At 62.8% G+C, this 17,201-nt stretch carries 15 protein-coding genes; 8 read left to right on the plus strand and 7 right to left on the minus strand.

The annotated features are described in order from the left end of the window. Positions 1–124: 124 nt before the first annotated feature. The 6 genes from E4K65_RS03020 to E4K65_RS03045 are packed head-to-tail and all read right to left on the minus strand — an operon-like array spanning position 125 to position 4,276. Positions 125–1,903: a complex I subunit 5 family protein gene (locus E4K65_RS03020; protein ID WP_135172842.1), complete on the minus strand. Its 1,779-nt coding sequence runs from the start codon at positions 1,901–1,903 to the stop codon at positions 125–127. Further along, a complete protein-coding gene (locus E4K65_RS03025) occupies positions 1,903–2,244 on the minus strand; it encodes an NADH-quinone oxidoreductase subunit K (protein ID WP_135172843.1) in 342 nt (113 codons plus the stop codon). Before E4K65_RS03025 ends, E4K65_RS03020 begins: the two co-directional genes overlap by 1 nt. Then, the gene (locus E4K65_RS03030; protein WP_135172844.1) at positions 2,241–3,185 is read right to left on the minus strand and encodes an MnhB domain-containing protein; all 945 of its coding nucleotides are present in this window, start codon (positions 3,183–3,185) and stop codon (positions 2,241–2,243) included. Before E4K65_RS03030 ends, E4K65_RS03025 begins: the two co-directional genes overlap by 4 nt. Further along, positions 3,182–3,475: a monovalent cation/H(+) antiporter subunit G gene (locus E4K65_RS03035; protein ID WP_135172845.1), complete on the minus strand. Its 294-nt coding sequence runs from the start codon at positions 3,473–3,475 to the stop codon at positions 3,182–3,184. Before E4K65_RS03035 ends, E4K65_RS03030 begins: the two co-directional genes overlap by 4 nt. After that, positions 3,472–3,762, minus strand: coding sequence for an MrpF/PhaF family protein (locus E4K65_RS03040; RefSeq protein WP_027548836.1), 291 nt, complete (start codon positions 3,760–3,762; stop codon positions 3,472–3,474). The genes E4K65_RS03035 and E4K65_RS03040 overlap by 4 nt, the downstream gene beginning before the upstream one ends. Beyond that, on the minus strand, positions 3,755–4,276 hold the full coding sequence (locus E4K65_RS03045; RefSeq protein ID WP_135172846.1) for a Na+/H+ antiporter subunit E: 522 nt from the start codon (positions 4,274–4,276) through the stop codon (positions 3,755–3,757). The genes E4K65_RS03040 and E4K65_RS03045 overlap by 8 nt, the downstream gene beginning before the upstream one ends. Before the next feature lie 321 nt (positions 4,277–4,597). Between E4K65_RS03045 and E4K65_RS03050 the strand changes: the two genes are divergently transcribed. The 8 genes from E4K65_RS03050 to E4K65_RS03085 all read left to right on the plus strand — a co-directional run bounded on the left by E4K65_RS03050 (position 4,598) and on the right by E4K65_RS03085 (position 16,051). Continuing rightward, positions 4,598–5,701, plus strand: coding sequence for an efflux RND transporter periplasmic adaptor subunit (locus E4K65_RS03050; protein ID WP_135172847.1), 1,104 nt, complete (start codon positions 4,598–4,600; stop codon positions 5,699–5,701). Continuing rightward, positions 5,698–8,760, plus strand: a complete 3,063-nt coding sequence (locus E4K65_RS03055; protein WP_135172848.1) for an efflux RND transporter permease subunit — start codon at positions 5,698–5,700, stop codon at positions 8,758–8,760. Before E4K65_RS03050 ends, E4K65_RS03055 begins: the two co-directional genes overlap by 4 nt. 143 nt (positions 8,761–8,903) lie before the next feature. Continuing rightward, positions 8,904–10,337: a basic amino acid/polyamine antiporter gene (locus E4K65_RS03060; RefSeq protein ID WP_135172849.1), complete on the plus strand. Its 1,434-nt coding sequence runs from the start codon at positions 8,904–8,906 to the stop codon at positions 10,335–10,337. Between the two features lie 26 nt (positions 10,338–10,363). Beyond that, entirely contained in the window at positions 10,364–11,626 is a 1,263-nt protein-coding gene (gene arcA, locus E4K65_RS03065) for an arginine deiminase (RefSeq protein ID WP_135172850.1), read from the plus strand. 247 nt (positions 11,627–11,873) lie between these two features. Then, a complete protein-coding gene (locus E4K65_RS03070) occupies positions 11,874–12,692 on the plus strand; it encodes an outer membrane beta-barrel protein (protein ID WP_135172851.1) in 819 nt (272 codons plus the stop codon). A gap of 662 nt (positions 12,693–13,354) precedes the next feature. Beyond that, positions 13,355–14,548: a sensor histidine kinase gene (locus E4K65_RS03075; protein WP_135172852.1), complete on the plus strand. Its 1,194-nt coding sequence runs from the start codon at positions 13,355–13,357 to the stop codon at positions 14,546–14,548. Between the two features lie 69 nt (positions 14,549–14,617). Continuing rightward, entirely contained in the window at positions 14,618–15,247 is a 630-nt protein-coding gene (locus E4K65_RS03080) for a response regulator (protein WP_167770478.1), read from the plus strand. 168 nt (positions 15,248–15,415) lie between these two features. After that, entirely contained in the window at positions 15,416–16,051 is a 636-nt protein-coding gene (locus E4K65_RS03085) for a response regulator (RefSeq protein WP_135172854.1), read from the plus strand. 38 nt (positions 16,052–16,089) lie between these two features. On the opposite strand, the gene E4K65_RS03090 is transcribed toward E4K65_RS03085, so the two are convergent. Next, complete coding sequence (locus tag E4K65_RS03090; protein ID WP_209312023.1) at positions 16,090–17,154, minus strand: GlxA family transcriptional regulator; 1,065 nt, start codon at positions 17,152–17,154, stop codon at positions 16,090–16,092. Positions 17,155–17,201 lie beyond the last annotated feature (47 nt).

A 17,201-nucleotide genomic window follows, 5' to 3' on the forward strand; every position in this document is an offset into this window, starting at 1 on the left:
GAGATTAGCCGTCGGTTCACCGGCGCGGCATCGGAGAAAACCCTCAGGCGTCGGGATGATTGTTCCTGATCATGGCGACAGGGAATACCTGGGTCTGACCTGTTCCGATGCATGAGCTCGCGCCTCACGCGGCCACTAGCATCAACACGCTGAACAGCAGCGCCAGCATCAGAAGGCAGGTGCTTGCCGCCGGCCACTCGCAGAGAACACCGTTGCCCCTTTCAACATAGCTACTGAACGCGCAGCAGCCCCGTCGGAATCGATTGAGCATGCCGATTGCGACCTTCCAGCGCACCGAAGACGCAAACGGGTGCGGCCGGGGGCTGAGCAGGATTGCCAGCACCACGCCTCCCAGGACAGGCAACAGCGATTTGGAGAGCGTTCCGAGACCGGAGAGATCGGGCGGCGAAATGTACGGGACCGGCAGATACGGTTCCCAAGGCACGAGGCCGAGCAATAACGAGCAGAGCGCCAGGACGAGCGCCGCCACGTCCCCGAGGCGCGGTGCCGGGCCCGTCAATACAACGGGCTTGTCCGGAGGGGCCAGCGCATGAGCCAGAACCAACAAAACATAGGCGGCAGTGAATACCCCGCCGGCCTGGAGCACGACCGCCCACCACCATTGCTGCCTCTCGGTCGCGGCCTGAAGCAACAGGTCCTTCGCCAGGGATGCGCCACTCGGCTGCACGCCGATCAGCGCGATGCCGGCGAAGGCGAACGCGAGCACGCTCAAGGGCAGGACCCGCGCGATGCCGCCGAGCCCCGTGATGCGATCGTGACCGAGCCCGGCGTAGATCGATCCGGCGGCCATGAACATCGCCGCCTTCGCGGTGGCATGAGAGGCAGCCTGTAGCAGGCCGCCCGCCAGGGCCCCGCCACTCTCCAGGTGGCCCGAGCCATTGAACGCGAGCGGAAACATCAGGAAGAGATACCCGATCTGGGCCAGCGTTGAATATGCGATCAGGAGCTTCAGTCGCTCCTGGCGCAAGGCGAGAACGCTTCCAAACACGATCGCCGCCGCTCCCAGCGCAGCGAGCAGTTGCGTGGCGGCGAAACCGGGCAGCCCGGGCATCACCTGGAACCAGAGCCGCACGATGATGAAGAAAGATCCCTTCACGACGAGGCCAGACAGGATCGCACTGCCGGCAGCTGGCGCGCCCGCGTGGGCCGGCGGCAGCCAGAGATGCAACGGAAAGAGCGCGGTCTTGGCCAGAAGACCTGATGTCATCAATGCCGCCGCGACGAGCGAGGCCGGCTCTGCTCCAATCCGATGCGACAACAGCACGATATCCAGGGTGGCATGGAGACCATAGAGCAGTGCCGTGCCCAGCAAATAGAGCACGGAGCCGAGCAACGCGAAGAGCAGGTACCGTATCGCCGCTCGCAGGGTCTCCGGGCGGCCATCCAGCGAGACCAGCGGCACCGCGGCGAATGTCAGCAATTCCAGGGCAACATAAAGCGTGAAGAGGTCTCCACCGACAAAGATTGCGTTCAGCGCGGCCCAGACCGCCAGCAGCAGGATCCAGAACACGAATGGCGCGCGGGCCTTGGTCGTCGTGACGGAGAATTCAGCACCGGCATAGACGGCGACTGCGGAGATCACGACTGCGGTTGCCGCAAGCATCACGGCCGCCAATCCGTCCACGCGCAGCGCCACCCCCAGCGGCGGCGGCCAGGCGCCGAGCAGGTAAACGAGAGGGCCCGTGCTGTGCGGCACTGCTGCCACAATCGTCACGGTGATCGCCAGCTCCAGCGGGACCATCGCGAATGCGACCAGCCTGACGTATCGGTCGCCCAGGACGAAGGCCAGCAGAACACCCGCGATGGGTATGGCAATCGACAGCACCAGCAGGAAGCCGCTTGGGGTTGTTGCCGCGTCCAGCGCAGGGGCAGGGGGCAGCATCAGCCACCAACCTGATCTGGGTCATCGCCCGGCGAGGCGCGACCGCTCCGCGCCACAGAGGCGCTCGTCTGGAACAGCCGCAGCAACAGTGCAATTGCCAAAGCCGTTGCGGAAAACGCGACGACGACGCCGGTGATCACCAAGGCTTGCGGCACGGGATCGTTGCCCATCCCTGCCGCCGCACCGCGCCGTCCAACGACGCCGAACAGGAGGAATACGCCGCTGCCGAGCAGATTGAAGGCGATGATCTTGCGGAGGGGCTGGGGGTTCGTGATCAGGCCGTAGAGCCCGAGTCCGACGGCGGCAGCAGCGCACAATCCGAACACCGTCACGCCGCTCACGGCTCCGTGCTCCGTTCCGGCGCACCGGCGAGCAGCAGTCCGAGCGTCGCTGCGATCGTCAGGGTCATTGCGATTTCGATGCCAAGTATCAGCGGCTTGGCCAGCGCCGGCGGATAGGACAGGAATGCGGCGCCAAACAGAAGGCCGGCGAGGCCGACGAGCAGGAACAGACCAGGCCCGGCAACGAGGATGAACCGTACCGATCGATGGCTCACGAGCGGCGTGTCCGCCAATCCGGCCATGATGGCCAGCAGCCACATCGACGCGAGAATCGCGCCGCCCTGAAAAGCTCCACCGGGATGGTCGGAGCCGGTCCAGAGGATATAGATCCCGATGACGATGCCAACCGGCGGCAGCAGCCGCGCAAGAAAGGCGAGAACGCCACGTGGATCGGCCTGGTGGCGCGGCCCGGGACGGCCGCCCCACGCGCTGTCAGGCGCAAGCGACCAAACGCCGATGATGGCCAGCAACAGCACGACCTTCTCGAGCATGGTATCCATGGCGCGGAACGCCATGAGCACGTTGGTAACGGGGTTTGACAGGCCCGTCGCCCAGGCATTTGCAACAGCAGCCGGTGCAAGCGTCGGCGCAGGATCGGGTAGCAGCAGGACCACCCCGGCCAGCACCGCAGCCGTCAATACGGACAGCGCTGCGGCGCCGGCTCGCAGCAGTTTGCCTGGCCTTGCGTCTGCCATCATGTCGGCATCCCGCAACCGCGCCGCCGCACCCAGCAGCAAGACGCCACCGAGCCCGCCGCCGATTGCGGCCTCAGTCAGTGCGACGTCGGCAGCATCGAGGCGTACCCAGATGAGTGCCACCAGCAGTCCATAGGCGACGAACCCGACCGTGGCCGAAAACGTCTCGGGCACGACGATCGTCCAGACGCCGAGGGTCAGCACGACCGCGGCAAGAACGATTTCGATGACCGTCTCAATGCTCATCGGTTCAACTGGCCATGGCGCGCCGCGCGCGCAATCAGTTGCGAGACGGTGGCGCCCGCGAGCAGGCCGAGCAGCCAGATACCAACCAGCTTCAGCCCGTCGCGAAGACTCGCTGCCTGCGGGAGCAGTCCGAGCACAACCAGACCGAGGCCGAGATTGTCCGCCTTGGTCAGCGCGTGCAGGCGCGTCAGGGTATCGGGAAAGCGAAGCAGGCCGACCGTGCCGGCCAGAAAAAAGAACGCGCCGGCCGACACTGCCGCAATCGTCATCACGTCGCGTGCGAGGCTCATTCGTCCTCCGTTGATGCGGTTCCATCGGCCGCGAAGCGGGAAAGCCCCTTCTTGACGAACGCGATGGAGGTGAAGGTGGCGAGCAGCGCCAGGGTCAAAGCCACGTCGATCGCTGCGGGTATGCTCGCTGCGGTTCCGAGCAGCAGCAGTGTCGCAATGCCTCCGGTCCCGATCAGTTGCGTCGCCATGACTCGATCAGCGTCGCCAGGGCCACGCAGGATCGACAACAGTCCAAGCGCCAGCATGGCCAGAATGAAGCCGACCGCGACCGTCAGGAACTCAGTCATTGTAAAGCGCTCGAGCCAAGGCCGCCTCCTCCTGATCGAGTTCGGCGATCACGGGCTGATCGACGTCGAGGCAGTGATAGAGGAGTTGCGCCTCCTCCTCTCCGGCCGGCACGGTGCCTGGCAACAGGCTGGTGAGTGTAGCGAACACGTTGCGACGCAGGCCACGCGGAAGGCGGGTTGGATACGCGACGAATCCAGGGCGCAGCGGCAGGCCGGGATCGAGTGCGCGCCTTGCGACGTCCACTCCGGCCACAATGGACTGGTACAGGAACAGAAGCGCCAGTCGGAGGATCGCGCGAGGTGAGCGCCGCGACGTGCCAGGCTCCAGCAAACGCAGGCTCGTCCAGGTTGCCGTCGCGACGGCGATTGTTGCGGCAGGAATGTCATCGAGAGAGGCGCCGGCAAGCACGAGCCAAAGGCAGAGAAACCATGCCGCTCGGGACGCCGCGCTTCGCCAGGACGCCCCGACTCCGACGCCCGTATGCGCGTCCCGTTTTCCCGAGGGCCCTCTCATTCGTCAAGCCGCCGCGCTCGATCGCTTCGTCTGAGCCTGGAACAGTGCGCTCTTGATGAGACCGGCGATATTGGGTGATTGCCTGATCAGGCGTCGGGAATTCCCCAGAGCGCTGTCGGACGGTTGTCACGCCTCGTCAGGTTTTTGCCTGCGTTTTGCGCCGCGCCGTAACAGCGATTGCATCCGGCCGCACCGAGTAGATTTGCCGATGTGTGCGGCCGATCCCCTGGGCAAGAATACCGAGGGGCGATGCCGCGAAATCGCAACCTCGGGAAAGGCTGACCTGCTCGGCAACGTCTCAGGAATTTGAGGAGCTTGGCTATGCGCGGTCGCCGAACGACACCTCGGCAAGCCATCGCACTGACGCTGATGGCAGTTGCATCCGCGTCGATCCTGGCTGCGTGTGATCGTCAGGTGGAAACAACGAAGTCGTCTCCGCGTCCGGTCCGGACCACGACGATCGAGAAGCGTGAGAGCCTGATGCCGCTGACCTTCACGGGGCGCATCGAGGCGGAGGACGAAGTCAGCGTCGCTTTCCGGATCTCCGGGCGTCTGCTTGCGAACGAGGCCAGGCTCGGCGACAGGGTCGAGGCCGGGCAGTTGCTGGCGCAACTGGAGCCCCAGAACGAGCTGAGCACATTGCGGCAGGCGAAGGCTGCTCTTTCCGCTGCACAGGGCCAGTTGACGCAGGCACGCAACCATTACGAGCGCCAGGAGACGCTGTTGGCACAAGGGTGGACCACGCGTGCCAGTTTCGAGGCGGCGACGCAAGCACGACAGACCGCCCAATCGCAGGTCGAGGCGGCGGAGGCGCAATTGAGTTCTGCGCACGATCTCGTCAGTTTCACCGAACTGCGAGCCGACGCGCCGGGCAAGATCACCGCGACGGGGCCGTCGGCCGGCGAGGTCGTTCAGGCCGGACAAATGATCGCGCGGATCGCCAGACAGGACGGCCGCGACGCCATCTTCGATGTTCCTGCTCAGATGGTCAGATCGGCCCCAGCCGACGTGCAGGTCACCGTCAGCCTGACGGATGATCCGAAGATTACGGCGCGAGGCCGCATTCGTCAGATCGCGGCACAAGCCGATCCAGTTACCCGCACCTTCGAGGTCAAGGTCGGCTTAACGGAGCCGCCGGCGGCGATGCGGCTCGGCGCGACCGTCAACGGCCGCGTCGAAACCAGTTCCGGGCCGGTGATCGACATACCGGCAACCGCGTTGACGCGGATCAATCAACAGCCGGCCGTGTGGGTTGTCGATCCATCGACGAACGTCGTATCGGCGCGCAACGTTGACATCCTGCGTTTCGACCAGGCACAGGTCATCGTTTCGCAGGGGTTGGACGCCGGAGAAATCGTCGTCACCGCGGGCGTGCAGGCGCTTCACCCGGGCCAGAAGGTGCGGGTGCTCGGGTCAGAGCCATGACCGGGCTCAATCTCTCCGACTGGGCCCTCAGGCATCGCTCGCTCGTCGTCTATGTGATGATGGTTGCCGTGATCGCCGGGGGACTGGCGTATTTCCGGCTTGGCCGAAACGAGGATCCCTCCTTCATCATCAAGACCATGGTCGTTCAGGCGGCCTGGCCGGGGGCAACGACCGAAGAGACGATGAAGCAGGTGACGGAGCGGCTCGAGCGCCAATTGCAGGAGACGCCCCATTTGGACTTCCTGCGCAGCTTCACCCGGGCGGGTCTCGTCACCATCTTCGTCAACCTGAAAGGAAGTGCGAACGCGAGGCAGGTTTCAGACACCTGGTATGAGGTGAGAAAGAGCATCGGCGACATGCGGCACACCTTGCCTGCCGGGGTCGTCGGTCCGGGCTTCAATGACGACTTCGGCGACACGTTCGGCATCGTCTACGGCTTCACCAGCGACGGCTTCACGCAGCGGGAGTTGCGAGATTACGTCGAGCACATCCGTTCCCGATTGCTTCAGGTCCATGACGTGTCGAAGATCGAGCTCCTGGGTGCGCAGGACGAGGTGATCTTCGTCGAATTCTCCAAGCAGGAACTTGCGACCCTGGGCGTCGATCGGGCGGCTCTGCTCGCCGCGCTGCAATCGCAAAATATCGTCCGCCCGGCGGGCGTGATCCAGACCGGCAAGGAAAGCATCTCCGTGCGGGTGTCAGGCGGTTTTCAGTCGGAGCAGGACATCGCCGGCGTCAATTTCGTCGCGGCAGGACGCACGATTCGCCTGAGCGACATCGCGCAGGTGCGGCGCGGCTACGTGGATCCGCCGCAACCGATGTTCCGGGTCAACGGCCAGCCTGCAATCGGGCTTGCCATCGCGATGCGCGAGGGCGGCGACATTCTTGCGCTCGGCAGAAACGTCAAGAAGGTGATGGCGGAGATCACCGCCGACCTCCCGATCGGAATCGAGCCGATCCTCGTTGCCGATCAGGCACTCGTGGTCGGAGGCGCGATCGGCGAATTCATGACCTCGCTCCTTCAGGCGATCGCCATCATCCTGGTGGTGAGTTTCATCAGCCTCGGAATCCGTCCCGGCCTCATCATCGCGCTTGCCATCCCGTTGACGCTGGCCATCGTGTTTCCGATCATGGAGATCGCTCGCGTCGACATGCAGCGGATATCGCTGGGAGCGCTGATCATCGCGCTCGCACTGCTGGTCGACGATGCGATGACGACCACCGACGCAACGCTCAATCGGCTGGCGCAAGGCGACAGCAAGGTCGACGCGGCGACGTTTGCCTACCGCAGCCATGCCTTTGCCATGCTTGCGGGAACGCTGGTGACGATCGCGGGCTTCATCCCGGTCGGGTTTGCCGCGAGCTCGGCCGGCGAATATACCTTCTCGCTGTTTGCGGTGGTCGCGATCGCACTCCTGGTGTCGTGGCTCGTTGCCGTGGTCTTCACGCCCTTGCTGGGTGTCGTCATTCTTGTCCCGCCGGTGCGGAAGGGCGCTGCCGAGCCCGGCGCGATGTTCCGTTTCTATCGGAGTTTTCTGACGCTGGCGATGCGCGCCAAGTGGCTGACGATCGCGATCTCGCTGGCGCTCTTTGTCGCGTCCGTTCTCGCGCTTCCGTTGATCCCGCAGCAGTTCTTTCCGTCGTCCGATCGGCCCGAATTGCTCGTGGACCTCAGCCTGCCGCAGAACGCATCGATCCATGCGAGCGAGATGGCAGCCTGGCGCCTGGATGCAGCATTGGCCGCCGATCCGGACGTCCGTCATTGGAGCACCAATGTGGGGCGCGGTGCGATCCGCTTTTATCTCCCACTGAGCGTGGAGCTTCCGAACGATTCCTTCACGCAGGCGGTTGTCGTGGCAAAGGACGTCGCGGCGCGCGAGCGCCTACAGGTGCGGTTGGAACGTCGTCTCGCGGAGGAGTTTCCGGCGGCCGTCTCGTCGGTTTCGCCTCTGGGCCTCGGCCCGCCTGTCGGATGGCCGCTGCAATATCGCGTCAGCGGACCTGACGTCGAGCAGGTGCGTGCGATTGCACTCAAGGTTGGACAGATCCTGGCCTCGGATCCCAGGGCCAAGGGCATCAACTTCGACTGGATGGAGCCGGAGCGCCAGCTGCGGATCTACGTCGATCAGGATGAAGCGCGCCGTCTCGGCCTGAGCTCGCAGGCGATATCGAGCGTATTGAACACCGTGATATCTGGCGCAGTCGTCACCCAGGTCCGCGACGACATCTATCTGGTCAACGTGGTGGCCCGGGCAATCGACGAACAGCGCATTTCGCTGTCCAACCTGCGCACGCTCCAGGTGCCGCTACCTGGTGGACAGACGGTGTCGCTCAGCCAGTTTGCGACGTTCGGATATCATCAGGAGCATCCGCTGATCTGGCGACGCGACCGCATCCCGACCCTGACGGTGCGTGCCGATATCGGTGGTGGAACGCTGCCCGATACGATGGTGGATGCTCTGTCGCCCGCGATCGAAACGCTGAGGAAGACGCTTCCCGTGTCCTACAATGTGGCCGTCGGCGGGACCGTGGAAGAGAGCCGGAAATCGCAGGCGTCCGTGCTCGCCGTGGTTCCCATGATGCTGTTCGTCATGTTCACGGTTCTGATGGTCCAGCTGCAGAGCTTTTCGCGACTGGTCATGGTCGTCAGCGTGGCTCCGCTCGGGATGATCGGCGTCGTGGCCGCGCTGTTGCTGTCCGGCAGGCCGATGGGCTTTGTCACCATTCTCGGCGTTCTCGCCTTGCTCGGCATGATCTGCAAAAATGCGGTGATCCTGATCAGCCAGATCGATGCGGAGCGCGCGCACGGCAAGAGCCCATGGGACGCGGCGGTGGATGCCAGCAGCTCCCGTTTCCGTCCCATCATGCTGACGGCGGTGTCGACCGTTCTCGGCATGATCCCGATTGCTCCAACCGTATTCTGGGGGCCGATGGCGGTTGCAATCATGGGCGGCCTGCTGGTCGCGACCGTGCTGACGCTTGTCTTGCTGCCGACATTGTACGTGACCTGGTTCGGGGAGAAGGGACCGGCCATTGCCTCCGCGCCACCGTCGTCGTGAGTGGCTGTTTCCTGCGAGGGAAATCCCGACGCTCGACTAGGTAATCACCCGATATTCCAGGTGTCGCCCAAGGCGCATCGTGCGACCGCCGGCAAAGTCGCTCGGCCGGGATGTTGCGCACCCGCGTGTCGCGAGGTCTTCACATGACTGGGACGCCGTCAATCCAGAAGCTCTCCCTGTTCGCATTGACCGCGATGGTGGTCGGCTCGATGGTCGGCTCGGGGATATTCTCGCTGCCGCGAACTTTCGGCATCGCCACTGGTCCCTTCGGCGCGATCTTCGCCTGGTGCATTGCCGGCGGCGGCATGTACACCCTCGCGCGGGTGTTCCAGGCACTGGCCGAGCGAAAGCCCGAGCTCGATGCCGGCGTCTATGCCTATGCGAAGGAAGGATTTGGCGACTATCCCGGCTTCTTGTCGGCATTCGGATACTGGATCGGCAGCTGCATCGGCAACGTATCCTATTGGGTCCTCATCAAGTCGACCTTGGGCGCCTTCTTTCCGGTCTTTGGGGATGGGAACACGGTCACCGCAATCATCGTCGCCTCGATCGGAATTTGGCTGTTCCACTTCATGATCCTGCGCGGCGTGCAGCAGGCGGCCGCGATCAACACCATCGTCACTGTCGCCAAGATCGTACCGATCCTGGTCTTCATCGTGATCCTGATCGTCTCGTTCAACGCCGACATGTTCCGCGGCAATTTCTGGGGCGGCGTGGGCATGCCGGACAAGGGCCTGTTCGAGCAGATCCGCGCCACCATGCTGGTCACGGTGTTTGTCTTTCTCGGCATCGAGGGCGCCAGCGTCTATTCACGCTACGCCAAGGAGCGCGCGCATGTCGGTGCTGCGACCCTGCTCGGGTTTGCGATCGTCACGAGCCTGATGGTGCTCGTCACCATGCTGCCATATGCCGTGCTGCTCCGCGCCGAGATCGCCGGCATGCGGCAACCGTCCATGGCGACGGTCCTGGAGGCGGTGGTCGGGCATTGGGGCGCGATCTTCGTCAGCATTGGACTTCTGGTTTCGGTGTTGGGGGCCTATCTCGCCTGGTCGCTGATCTGTGCCGAGGTGCTCTCCGCCGCCGGTCGGACCAGGGATATGCCGGCGTTGTTCGGCAAGGAAAATGCGAACAAGGTGCCCGCCGCGGCGCTCTGGCTCACCAATGTGATCGTCCAGCTCTTCGTCATCAGCACCTATTGGTCGCAGGATGCGTTCGCGTTGATGCTCAATCTGACGAGCGTGATGTCACTCATTCCGTTCTTCCTCGTCGCAGCCTACGGGCTCCTGCTCGTCAGGCGGGGCGAGACCTATGAGAAGAGCAGCAGCGAGCGAACGCGCGACACGATTTTTGCCGGCATCGCCGTCATCTACACGCTGTTCCTGATCTATTCGGCCGGAATGAAGTTTCTGCTGCTGTCCTTGATCCTCTACGCGCCCGGCACGGCGCTCTATTTCTGGGCGCGCCTGGAACAGAAGGCGAGGGTCTTCACGGCCGTCGAGTGGGGCATCTTCATCGCGGCCGCCGTCGGCGCTGCTGTCGGGATTCACGGATTGGCCACCGGCTATATCACGATCTAGGCAAGGCAACCCTCAAGGGCAGTCCCATGGCAAAGCAGGCATCGGAATCCAATACTCCCTTTGGCGTTCATTCGGAGGTCGGTCAGCTCCGCAAGGTCATGGTCTGCTCACCCGGCCGCGCCCATCAGCGCCTCACGCCCTCCAATTGCGACACGCTGCTATTTGACGACGTCCTGTGGGTCGAAAACGCCAAGCGCGATCACTTCGATTTCGTGCAGAAGATGCGCGATCGCGGGATCGAAGTCGTCGAGATGCACAACCTGCTGACCGAGACGGTCGCGATCCCCGAGGCCAGGAAGTGGATCCTCGACAACCAGGTTGTTCCCGATCAGGTCGGTCTCGGTCTCGTCGACGAACTCAGGGGCTACCTCGAGAGCCTCACGCCGCGCGAACTGGCCGAAACGTTGATCGGTGGCGTTTCGACCCATGACTTCCCGGACGCCCATGGCGGCGAGATGCTCAAGCTCGTCCGCGAGGCCGCCGGCATGACCGAGTATCTGCTGCCGCCGCTCCCCAACACCCTTTATACGCGGGACACGACATGCTGGATCTACGGCGGGGTCACGCTGAATTCGCTCTATTGGCCGGCGCGGCATGAAGAGCCGATCCTCGCCACCGCCATCTACAGGTTCCATCCGGATTTCGCCGGCAAGGTCAATGTCTGGTGGGGCGATCCGACGCGGGACCACGGTCTCGCGACGCTGGAAGGCGGCGACGTGATGCCGATCGGCAAGGGCAACGTCCTGATCGGGTTGAGCGAGCGCACCTCGCGGCAGGCGATCAGCCAGGTCGCCGCAGCCCTGTTCAGGAAAAAGGCGGCCGAGCGTGTGATCGTGGCTGCGATGCCGAAGCTCCGCGCCGCAATGCATCTGGATACGGTCTTCACGTTCGCCGACCGGGATTGCGTTCTGCTCTATCCCGACATCGTCAACAACATCGCGGCCTTTTCCTACCGGCCGGCCGACAATTCCGCCGGCCTCGAACTGCGCAAGGACGAAAAGCCGTTCGTGGATGTGGTGGCTGAGGCCCTTGGCCTGAAGAAGCTGCGCGTGGTCGAGACCGGCGGCAACGCCTATATGCGCGAGCGGACGCAGTGGGACAGCGGCGCCAATCTGGTTTGCGCGTCCCCGGGCGTGGTGTTTGCCTATGACCGCAATACCTACACCAACACCTTGCTACGCAAGGAAGGGATCGAGGTGATCACCATCGTCGGTGCAGAGCTCGGGCGGGGCCGGGGAGGCGGTCATTGCATGACCTGTCCGATTACCAGGGACGCGGTGGACTACTAGGCGGATCGAGTGGGCTTGGCCGTGAGGCCAGCGCGCGTTCCGCTTTTCTTGGGGCAACGCAACCGATCGGGTCAGATGCAGAGTAAGTTCCCCGGCGTCTGTTCCGCAGCGTCGGGAGCTCCCGTCATTTTACGAAATGGCAATCTGTCGGTTCAATCCCTGATTTAAAATCATATCATTAACACGCCACAATCGCTACCCAATCTGAGGCGATTCCTGGTGTACGCAGAAGCCATCGGGGCATGCCATGCGTGGATCTATCGTTCTGTTACCGGTCGTTGGATTGTTTGGAGCAAGCGCCGCGTGGGCCGCGGATGTTGATCTGACCGAGCTGAAGGCAAGCAGTCCTGTGCCGTATTACTCCGCTCCGTCATGGAGCGTCGTCGGCTCCGTTGCACCGACTTTCACCGACAATGCCTTGTTCAGCCGGGACAACCGCAAATCGGATTTCTACTACGAGCCTGACGTGAGCGTCAGGCTGGACGGGAATCTGACAAATGACCTTTCTTACCGGCTCTACGCTCGCGCCCAATACGAGGCGTTTGCGAGGGAGAAGGATGGCAACGCTGCAGTCGCACGCGTGGGAGCGCGCCTGACGGAGAATTGGGACGGCTGGCGCTTCTCCGCCATCTACGAGAACCGATATGATTTCGACGGTGTCTACCGGGACCTTGCCTTCACCTCGCATGACGTGATGGGCTCGGTGGCGCGGGACTTCCGCATGAATAATGTGACACTCTCGCCGCTGTTGCTTGTGACCTACCGGTTTTCCGACCTCGCGGAAGCTCGCCGCTGGCGCTTCGACGCGTTGCTCGGCATCGAGGTCAAGCTCGATCCGAAATGGTCGATCGTGAGCACGCCGCTGTTCGAAGCCTTCTGGTTCACCGACGGGCTGAACCGGGGGCGGCAGGACCAGATCTACTCGGCGGACCTGGGTGTGAAGTACAATTTTACCAGCAACGTGTCGCTGACGACCAGTGTGGTGTACGAGGCGCGTGCATCGAATGTTGCGGTGCGGCGCTACAGGGACCTCAGGATCGGTCCTCGACTTGACTTCGCTTTTTGAGGGGCCTGCAAGATGATGAAATGCGCGTGGGTGCTGATGGGAGTCGCCGTTGGTCTAGCGGCGCCGTCTGCCGCTGCCGCAGACCCGCGCGATTCTGTGGACCGAAGCCAACGCCTGGATACCGATGCACTCAGGGACGACGTCGGCATTAACCGCCTCCAGGTGCCGTCTCATCCGCTGGTGATCGCGCCGCCTCAACAGCCCTCTCCGAGCGCGAAGGCAGGAAAGAAGAAGAAGTCCAGCGCGAGCGGAACGGGAAGCCGTTAGCGCCTGGTGGTACATGTCGACCGATCTCGATCCGAGAACGATATGCATGATTCTCGGAGCGCGTTGCTTACGTGTCGATAAAGCTGTTGTATGATTTTGTCGCTCGTAAAGGTTGTAGGTGGCACTTTAGCATTTGTTGCATCTCTTTTGAGTCCAGTGCCGAATGGTCTGGCACGAACCGCATTTGGTCCCTTCAGGTCTCCCCTCACGAATTCGAGATTCCAATCTCGCGCTACGACTACTTATGGCGCGATCAACCTAACGGTGTATAATCTGCGGACCCCACGGGCGTCTCTACTCTGATCCAGGGTGATGCCTCGCCTGCGGGGCAGGACGGCGACTCTCGATATCGAGCTTCAATGTCGGGCGTTGCCGCAGCAGAGTGAGCGCGTACCGTGAAGCCTCATAGCTTTCCCGCTCCCGAGCCAATTCGAACCGGCGGCACAGGGTCGTTCCGGCTCGGTTTCGAAGAAGCCAGCGACCGGCTGTACTGGATGTGCTCGGCCGACTTTCTCTTCGTAGTGCGCCCTTCGCCTGGCGGACGCTTCGTCTATGAGGGGATCAATCCGGCCTTCGAGTCGCATCTCGGCATCTCATCCGATGACATCCGGGAGATGGACGTCTCCAGTTGCATGAGCAGGGATGACGCGAGATCCATCTATGAGGCCCTCCGCGCCTGTGTTGCGGAAGGAACGGAAGTGAGGATTCGCCATCGTCTCGCATTTGGCATCCGGCGGCAAAATATGGAGACGACCATCGTTCCCGTTGTGGATCCCGTAACAACTGGCGCGATCCGGCTGATGGGCAGCCATCGTACCATGCGTCATGGTGCATTCGAAGCCGCGACCGAAGGAGTCGATGATGTGCACGTCGGGGCCAATTTGGCGTCCATTCAGGAGGATATCCAACAGCGGATTGCTTCCGATCTCCATGATTCGACATGTCAGCATTTGATTGCCGCGAGTCTCGGTCTCATGCGGCTCCGGCGTAACATCAGCGACCCGGTCGGTGCCGAACGGCTTTGCGATGAGATCGACGCGTCTATCGACGAGGCACTCAGGGAAATCCGTGCCTTTTCCTATCTGCTACACCCCCAGAATCTGACGATCGACAGACTCAAGGCCGCGATCGAGCACTATGCCGATGGATTTGCGGCGCGCACCTCGTTGCGGGTCACGACCAGGATCGTGCCTGACGTCGATAGGCTACCTTACGAAAAGCAACGCGCCTTGCTGCGGATCGTCCAGGAAGCCCTCACGAACATATTCCGCCATGCGCAAGCGACGGAAGTGAGCATCGTTATCGATGCGATCGGCCGTCATTTTCGACTGACGGTCACTGACAATGGGCGGGGGATGCGCGCCGACTACGCGAAGCAAGGCGCGAAAACCATATCCATCGGCGTCGGAATTCCCGCGATGAGGGCACGTCTCGAACAGATCGGAGGGTCATTGGATATCCACTCCGATCCGGCAATACAGCTCTCCGGCACCATCCTGCGCGCGGTGTTTCCGCATGGGCTGACGACGAACAAGCCTGGCCGGCGAAAGGCCGCGGGCTTCGGGAGGGCCCAAGCTGGCACCCACTGAGGCAAGAAGAAGAAGGTTATCGGTGGCGGGTGGAATGGCTGCCGTATAGCGACATTGGAGTGCTCTGCCATGAAACGCTTTCTTATCGCGGATGATCACGAAGCGGTGCGATTGGGCTTGCGAGCGGTGCTCGAACAGCGGGCGGATTGGGAGGTGGTTGCCGAGGCGAACGACGGCAGCAAGGCGCTGACCGCGGCTATCGAAAGCCGGCCGCATGTGGCTATCGTCGACTTCTCCATGCCGCGAATGACGGGAGTGGAGGTTGCGCGGCGGATCAGGGACTATCCGTTGCAGACGGAGGTCTTGATCTTCACGGTGCACAAGTCCGGTCTGCTTGCGCAGCAGGCGTTCGAGGCCGGCGCACGCGCGTTTCTGGCGAAATCGGACGCGAACAGAATGCTGCTGGCGGCCGTCGACGCACTTTTGGTGCATAAGCGGTTCTGCAGCGAAAGCTGTCGGAACGAACTGGATCACGGCGCGGGCAGCGAAGTAGATCGGCGTCGCGGGCTTACGCCACGCGAGCAGCTCGTCGTCAAGCTGGTAGCTGAAGGCTACAGCAACAAGGGCATCAGCGCGATCTTGAACCTCAGCGTCAAGACAACCGAGGCACATCGGGCGGCTGCGATGCGCAAACTGGAGGTGAACTCAACCGCAGGTCTGGTCCGGTATGCCGTTCGCGCGCAGCTGGTTGAGGCATGACAGCGCGTCGGTCCGCGGGATCTCCTTGAAGGCGGCCACGTCGGTACATTCGCCGACGCAGCTCAGGGTTTTGCAGGATGGCGCTTCGAGCCATGATCGGCATGATCGTTCGACCTTGCGGCTGCCGGCCGTCTCCATTGATTGCGGCCGGAAAACGAGAACGACGCCATGAAACGCATCTTGATTGCGGATGATCATGCAGTCGTACGTTCAGGGCTTCGCGCGATTGTCGAAACGCAGTCCAACTGGATCGTCGCCGGCGAGGCGACCAACGGTGAGCAAGCCGTCGGTCTGGCCGTGGAGACGAGCTCGGACATCGTAATCGTCGACTATTCGATGCCACTCATGAACGGGCTGGAGGTCAGCCGCCGGCTCAGGGCACTTGATCTGCGCACGGAAGTGCTGATCCTGACGATGCACGAGGACGAGGAACTGCTGACTGAAGCCGTTCTGGCCGGAGTTCGCGGCTTCTTGTTCAAGTCGGATGCCAAGAAGCACCTGATTTCCGCCATCGAGGCGTTGCTCGACGGCAGGCCCTACTTCACCAGCGCCCTGGTGGAGAAGCTGCTCCACGACTACCAGCTCAACAAGCATGGCAAGTCGGACATGCTGCTAACGTCGCGTGAGCAGAGCGTGGTCCAATTGATTGCGGAAGGGCATACCAACAGATCCATGAGCACCATTTTGAAGCTGAGCGTGAAGACCGTCGAGACCCATCGTGCGTCGGCCATGCGCAAGCTCGGGATGTCGTCGACGGCCGAACTGGTCCGCTATGCCATTCGCAAGAAACTGGTCGCGCCCTGAGAGACCCCGCCGTTGGGATGCGGACGGTGAAGGATCGTTCAAGCTGTCTTCGATCCCTTCCTGCCAGCGCCGACCGGTGGTCTCCGGTGCGGTGCAGGTGGCCTTTTCGCAGACGTTCTGGAGGACGCGGCGCTCTTCTCTCGCTTGCGGCCGGCACGGGAGGCCCGCGCACCGGGCGTCCTCTCCCGATGCAGCAGCTTGCGAAGCATGGAGGGGTCGGCATACCCAACCCTCTCCGCGATCTCGTCGAGGCTGAGCCGCGTTGTCTCCAGAAGCTCCATCGCCTTGTCGATGCGCAACTTCTGGACAAATCTCACCGGCGAAAGCCCGGTGGCGCGCTCACATCGGCGCGCAAACGTGCGTGCACCCAGTCCCACGGCCTTCGCGAGCTCGGAAATTGAAAAGGTCCGATGCAGTCGCGCTCGTGCCCAGCGCTCGGCGCGAGAAACCCGTTCGTCCGCGGCGGCAAGAAAGGATAGCGCCATGTAGCGGGACTGCGACGGCCGCCGGTCCAGCAACAGAAACCGTGCGCAGCTGTCCGCGAGGTCGGGTCCGGCATGGCGCGCAATGATCGAGAGCATGAGGTCCAGTTGAGCCATTGCCGCGCCGGCGGTCGTTACGCTCCCGTCGGTCAGCACCATCGCGTCCGTGTCGAGCATCACTTTCGGAAATAGATTCCGAAAGAGCGGCGCGAGCCACCAGGTCGTGGTTGCACGGCGGGCATCCAGCAGCCCGGCGCTCGCGACCAGAAATACGGCCGAACAGGAGCTGGCAATTTCGGCTCCGGATCGAAAGGCCGCCTGCAGAGCCTTCCTCGCCGTTTCGGCGTCCCGCCGCTGCAATCCTTCGCGAATGAGTTGCTCATCCATCCAGGCCAGGCCGGGGACGATCACCACATCCGCGGGTCTGCTGGCGACTTCCTTCGAGGAAAGCCTTGCGAGCCTCGTGGCCCATCTCGCCCCGGAACCGGAAATTCTGACGTCGAAGCAGGACGGTCGTCCGGCCCTTGCACGAATGCCGTTGGCTACTGCGATCAATTCGAAGGTGATGGCGACGCTGGCCGCAGAGGCGCCTTCCAGGACGAGAATGTCAACGAGCAGCATGGCAAAATAGACCCGATTAATGTCAGTTTTGACACTTGTCGGAATAA

The organism is Bradyrhizobium niftali, from assembly GCF_004571025.1.
Taxonomy (GTDB): Bacteria; Pseudomonadota; Alphaproteobacteria; order Rhizobiales; family Xanthobacteraceae; genus Bradyrhizobium; species Bradyrhizobium niftali.

What these genes read in the sequence shown, in the direction of transcription:
- arcA (WP_135172850.1), top strand. Translation starts at nt 10,364, where the DNA reads ATGGCAAAGCAGGCATCGGAATCCAATACTCCCTTTGGCGTTCATTCG.
- E4K65_RS03080 (WP_167770478.1), top strand. Translation starts at nt 14,618, where the DNA reads ATGAAACGCTTTCTTATCGCGGATGATCACGAAGCGGTGCGATTGGGC.
- E4K65_RS03085 (WP_135172854.1), top strand. Translation starts at nt 15,416, where the DNA reads ATGAAACGCATCTTGATTGCGGATGATCATGCAGTCGTACGTTCAGGG.
- E4K65_RS03055 (WP_135172848.1), top strand. Translation starts at nt 5,698, where the DNA reads ATGACCGGGCTCAATCTCTCCGACTGGGCCCTCAGGCATCGCTCGCTC.
- E4K65_RS03045 (WP_135172846.1), bottom strand. Translation starts at nt 4,276, where the DNA reads ATGAGAGGGCCCTCGGGAAAACGGGACGCGCATACGGGCGTCGGAGTC.
- E4K65_RS03050 (WP_135172847.1), top strand. Translation starts at nt 4,598, where the DNA reads ATGCGCGGTCGCCGAACGACACCTCGGCAAGCCATCGCACTGACGCTG.
- E4K65_RS03070 (WP_135172851.1), top strand. Translation starts at nt 11,874, where the DNA reads ATGCGTGGATCTATCGTTCTGTTACCGGTCGTTGGATTGTTTGGAGCA.
- E4K65_RS03040 (WP_027548836.1), bottom strand. Translation starts at nt 3,762, where the DNA reads ATGACTGAGTTCCTGACGGTCGCGGTCGGCTTCATTCTGGCCATGCTG.
- E4K65_RS03020 (WP_135172842.1), bottom strand. Translation starts at nt 1,903, where the DNA reads ATGCTGCCCCCTGCCCCTGCGCTGGACGCGGCAACAACCCCAAGCGGC.
- E4K65_RS03090 (WP_209312023.1), bottom strand. Translation starts at nt 17,154, where the DNA reads ATGCTGCTCGTTGACATTCTCGTCCTGGAAGGCGCCTCTGCGGCCAGC.
- E4K65_RS03035 (WP_135172845.1), bottom strand. Translation starts at nt 3,475, where the DNA reads ATGAGCCTCGCACGCGACGTGATGACGATTGCGGCAGTGTCGGCCGGC.
- E4K65_RS03030 (WP_135172844.1), bottom strand. Translation starts at nt 3,185, where the DNA reads ATGAGCATTGAGACGGTCATCGAAATCGTTCTTGCCGCGGTCGTGCTG.
- E4K65_RS03060 (WP_135172849.1), top strand. Translation starts at nt 8,904, where the DNA reads ATGACTGGGACGCCGTCAATCCAGAAGCTCTCCCTGTTCGCATTGACC.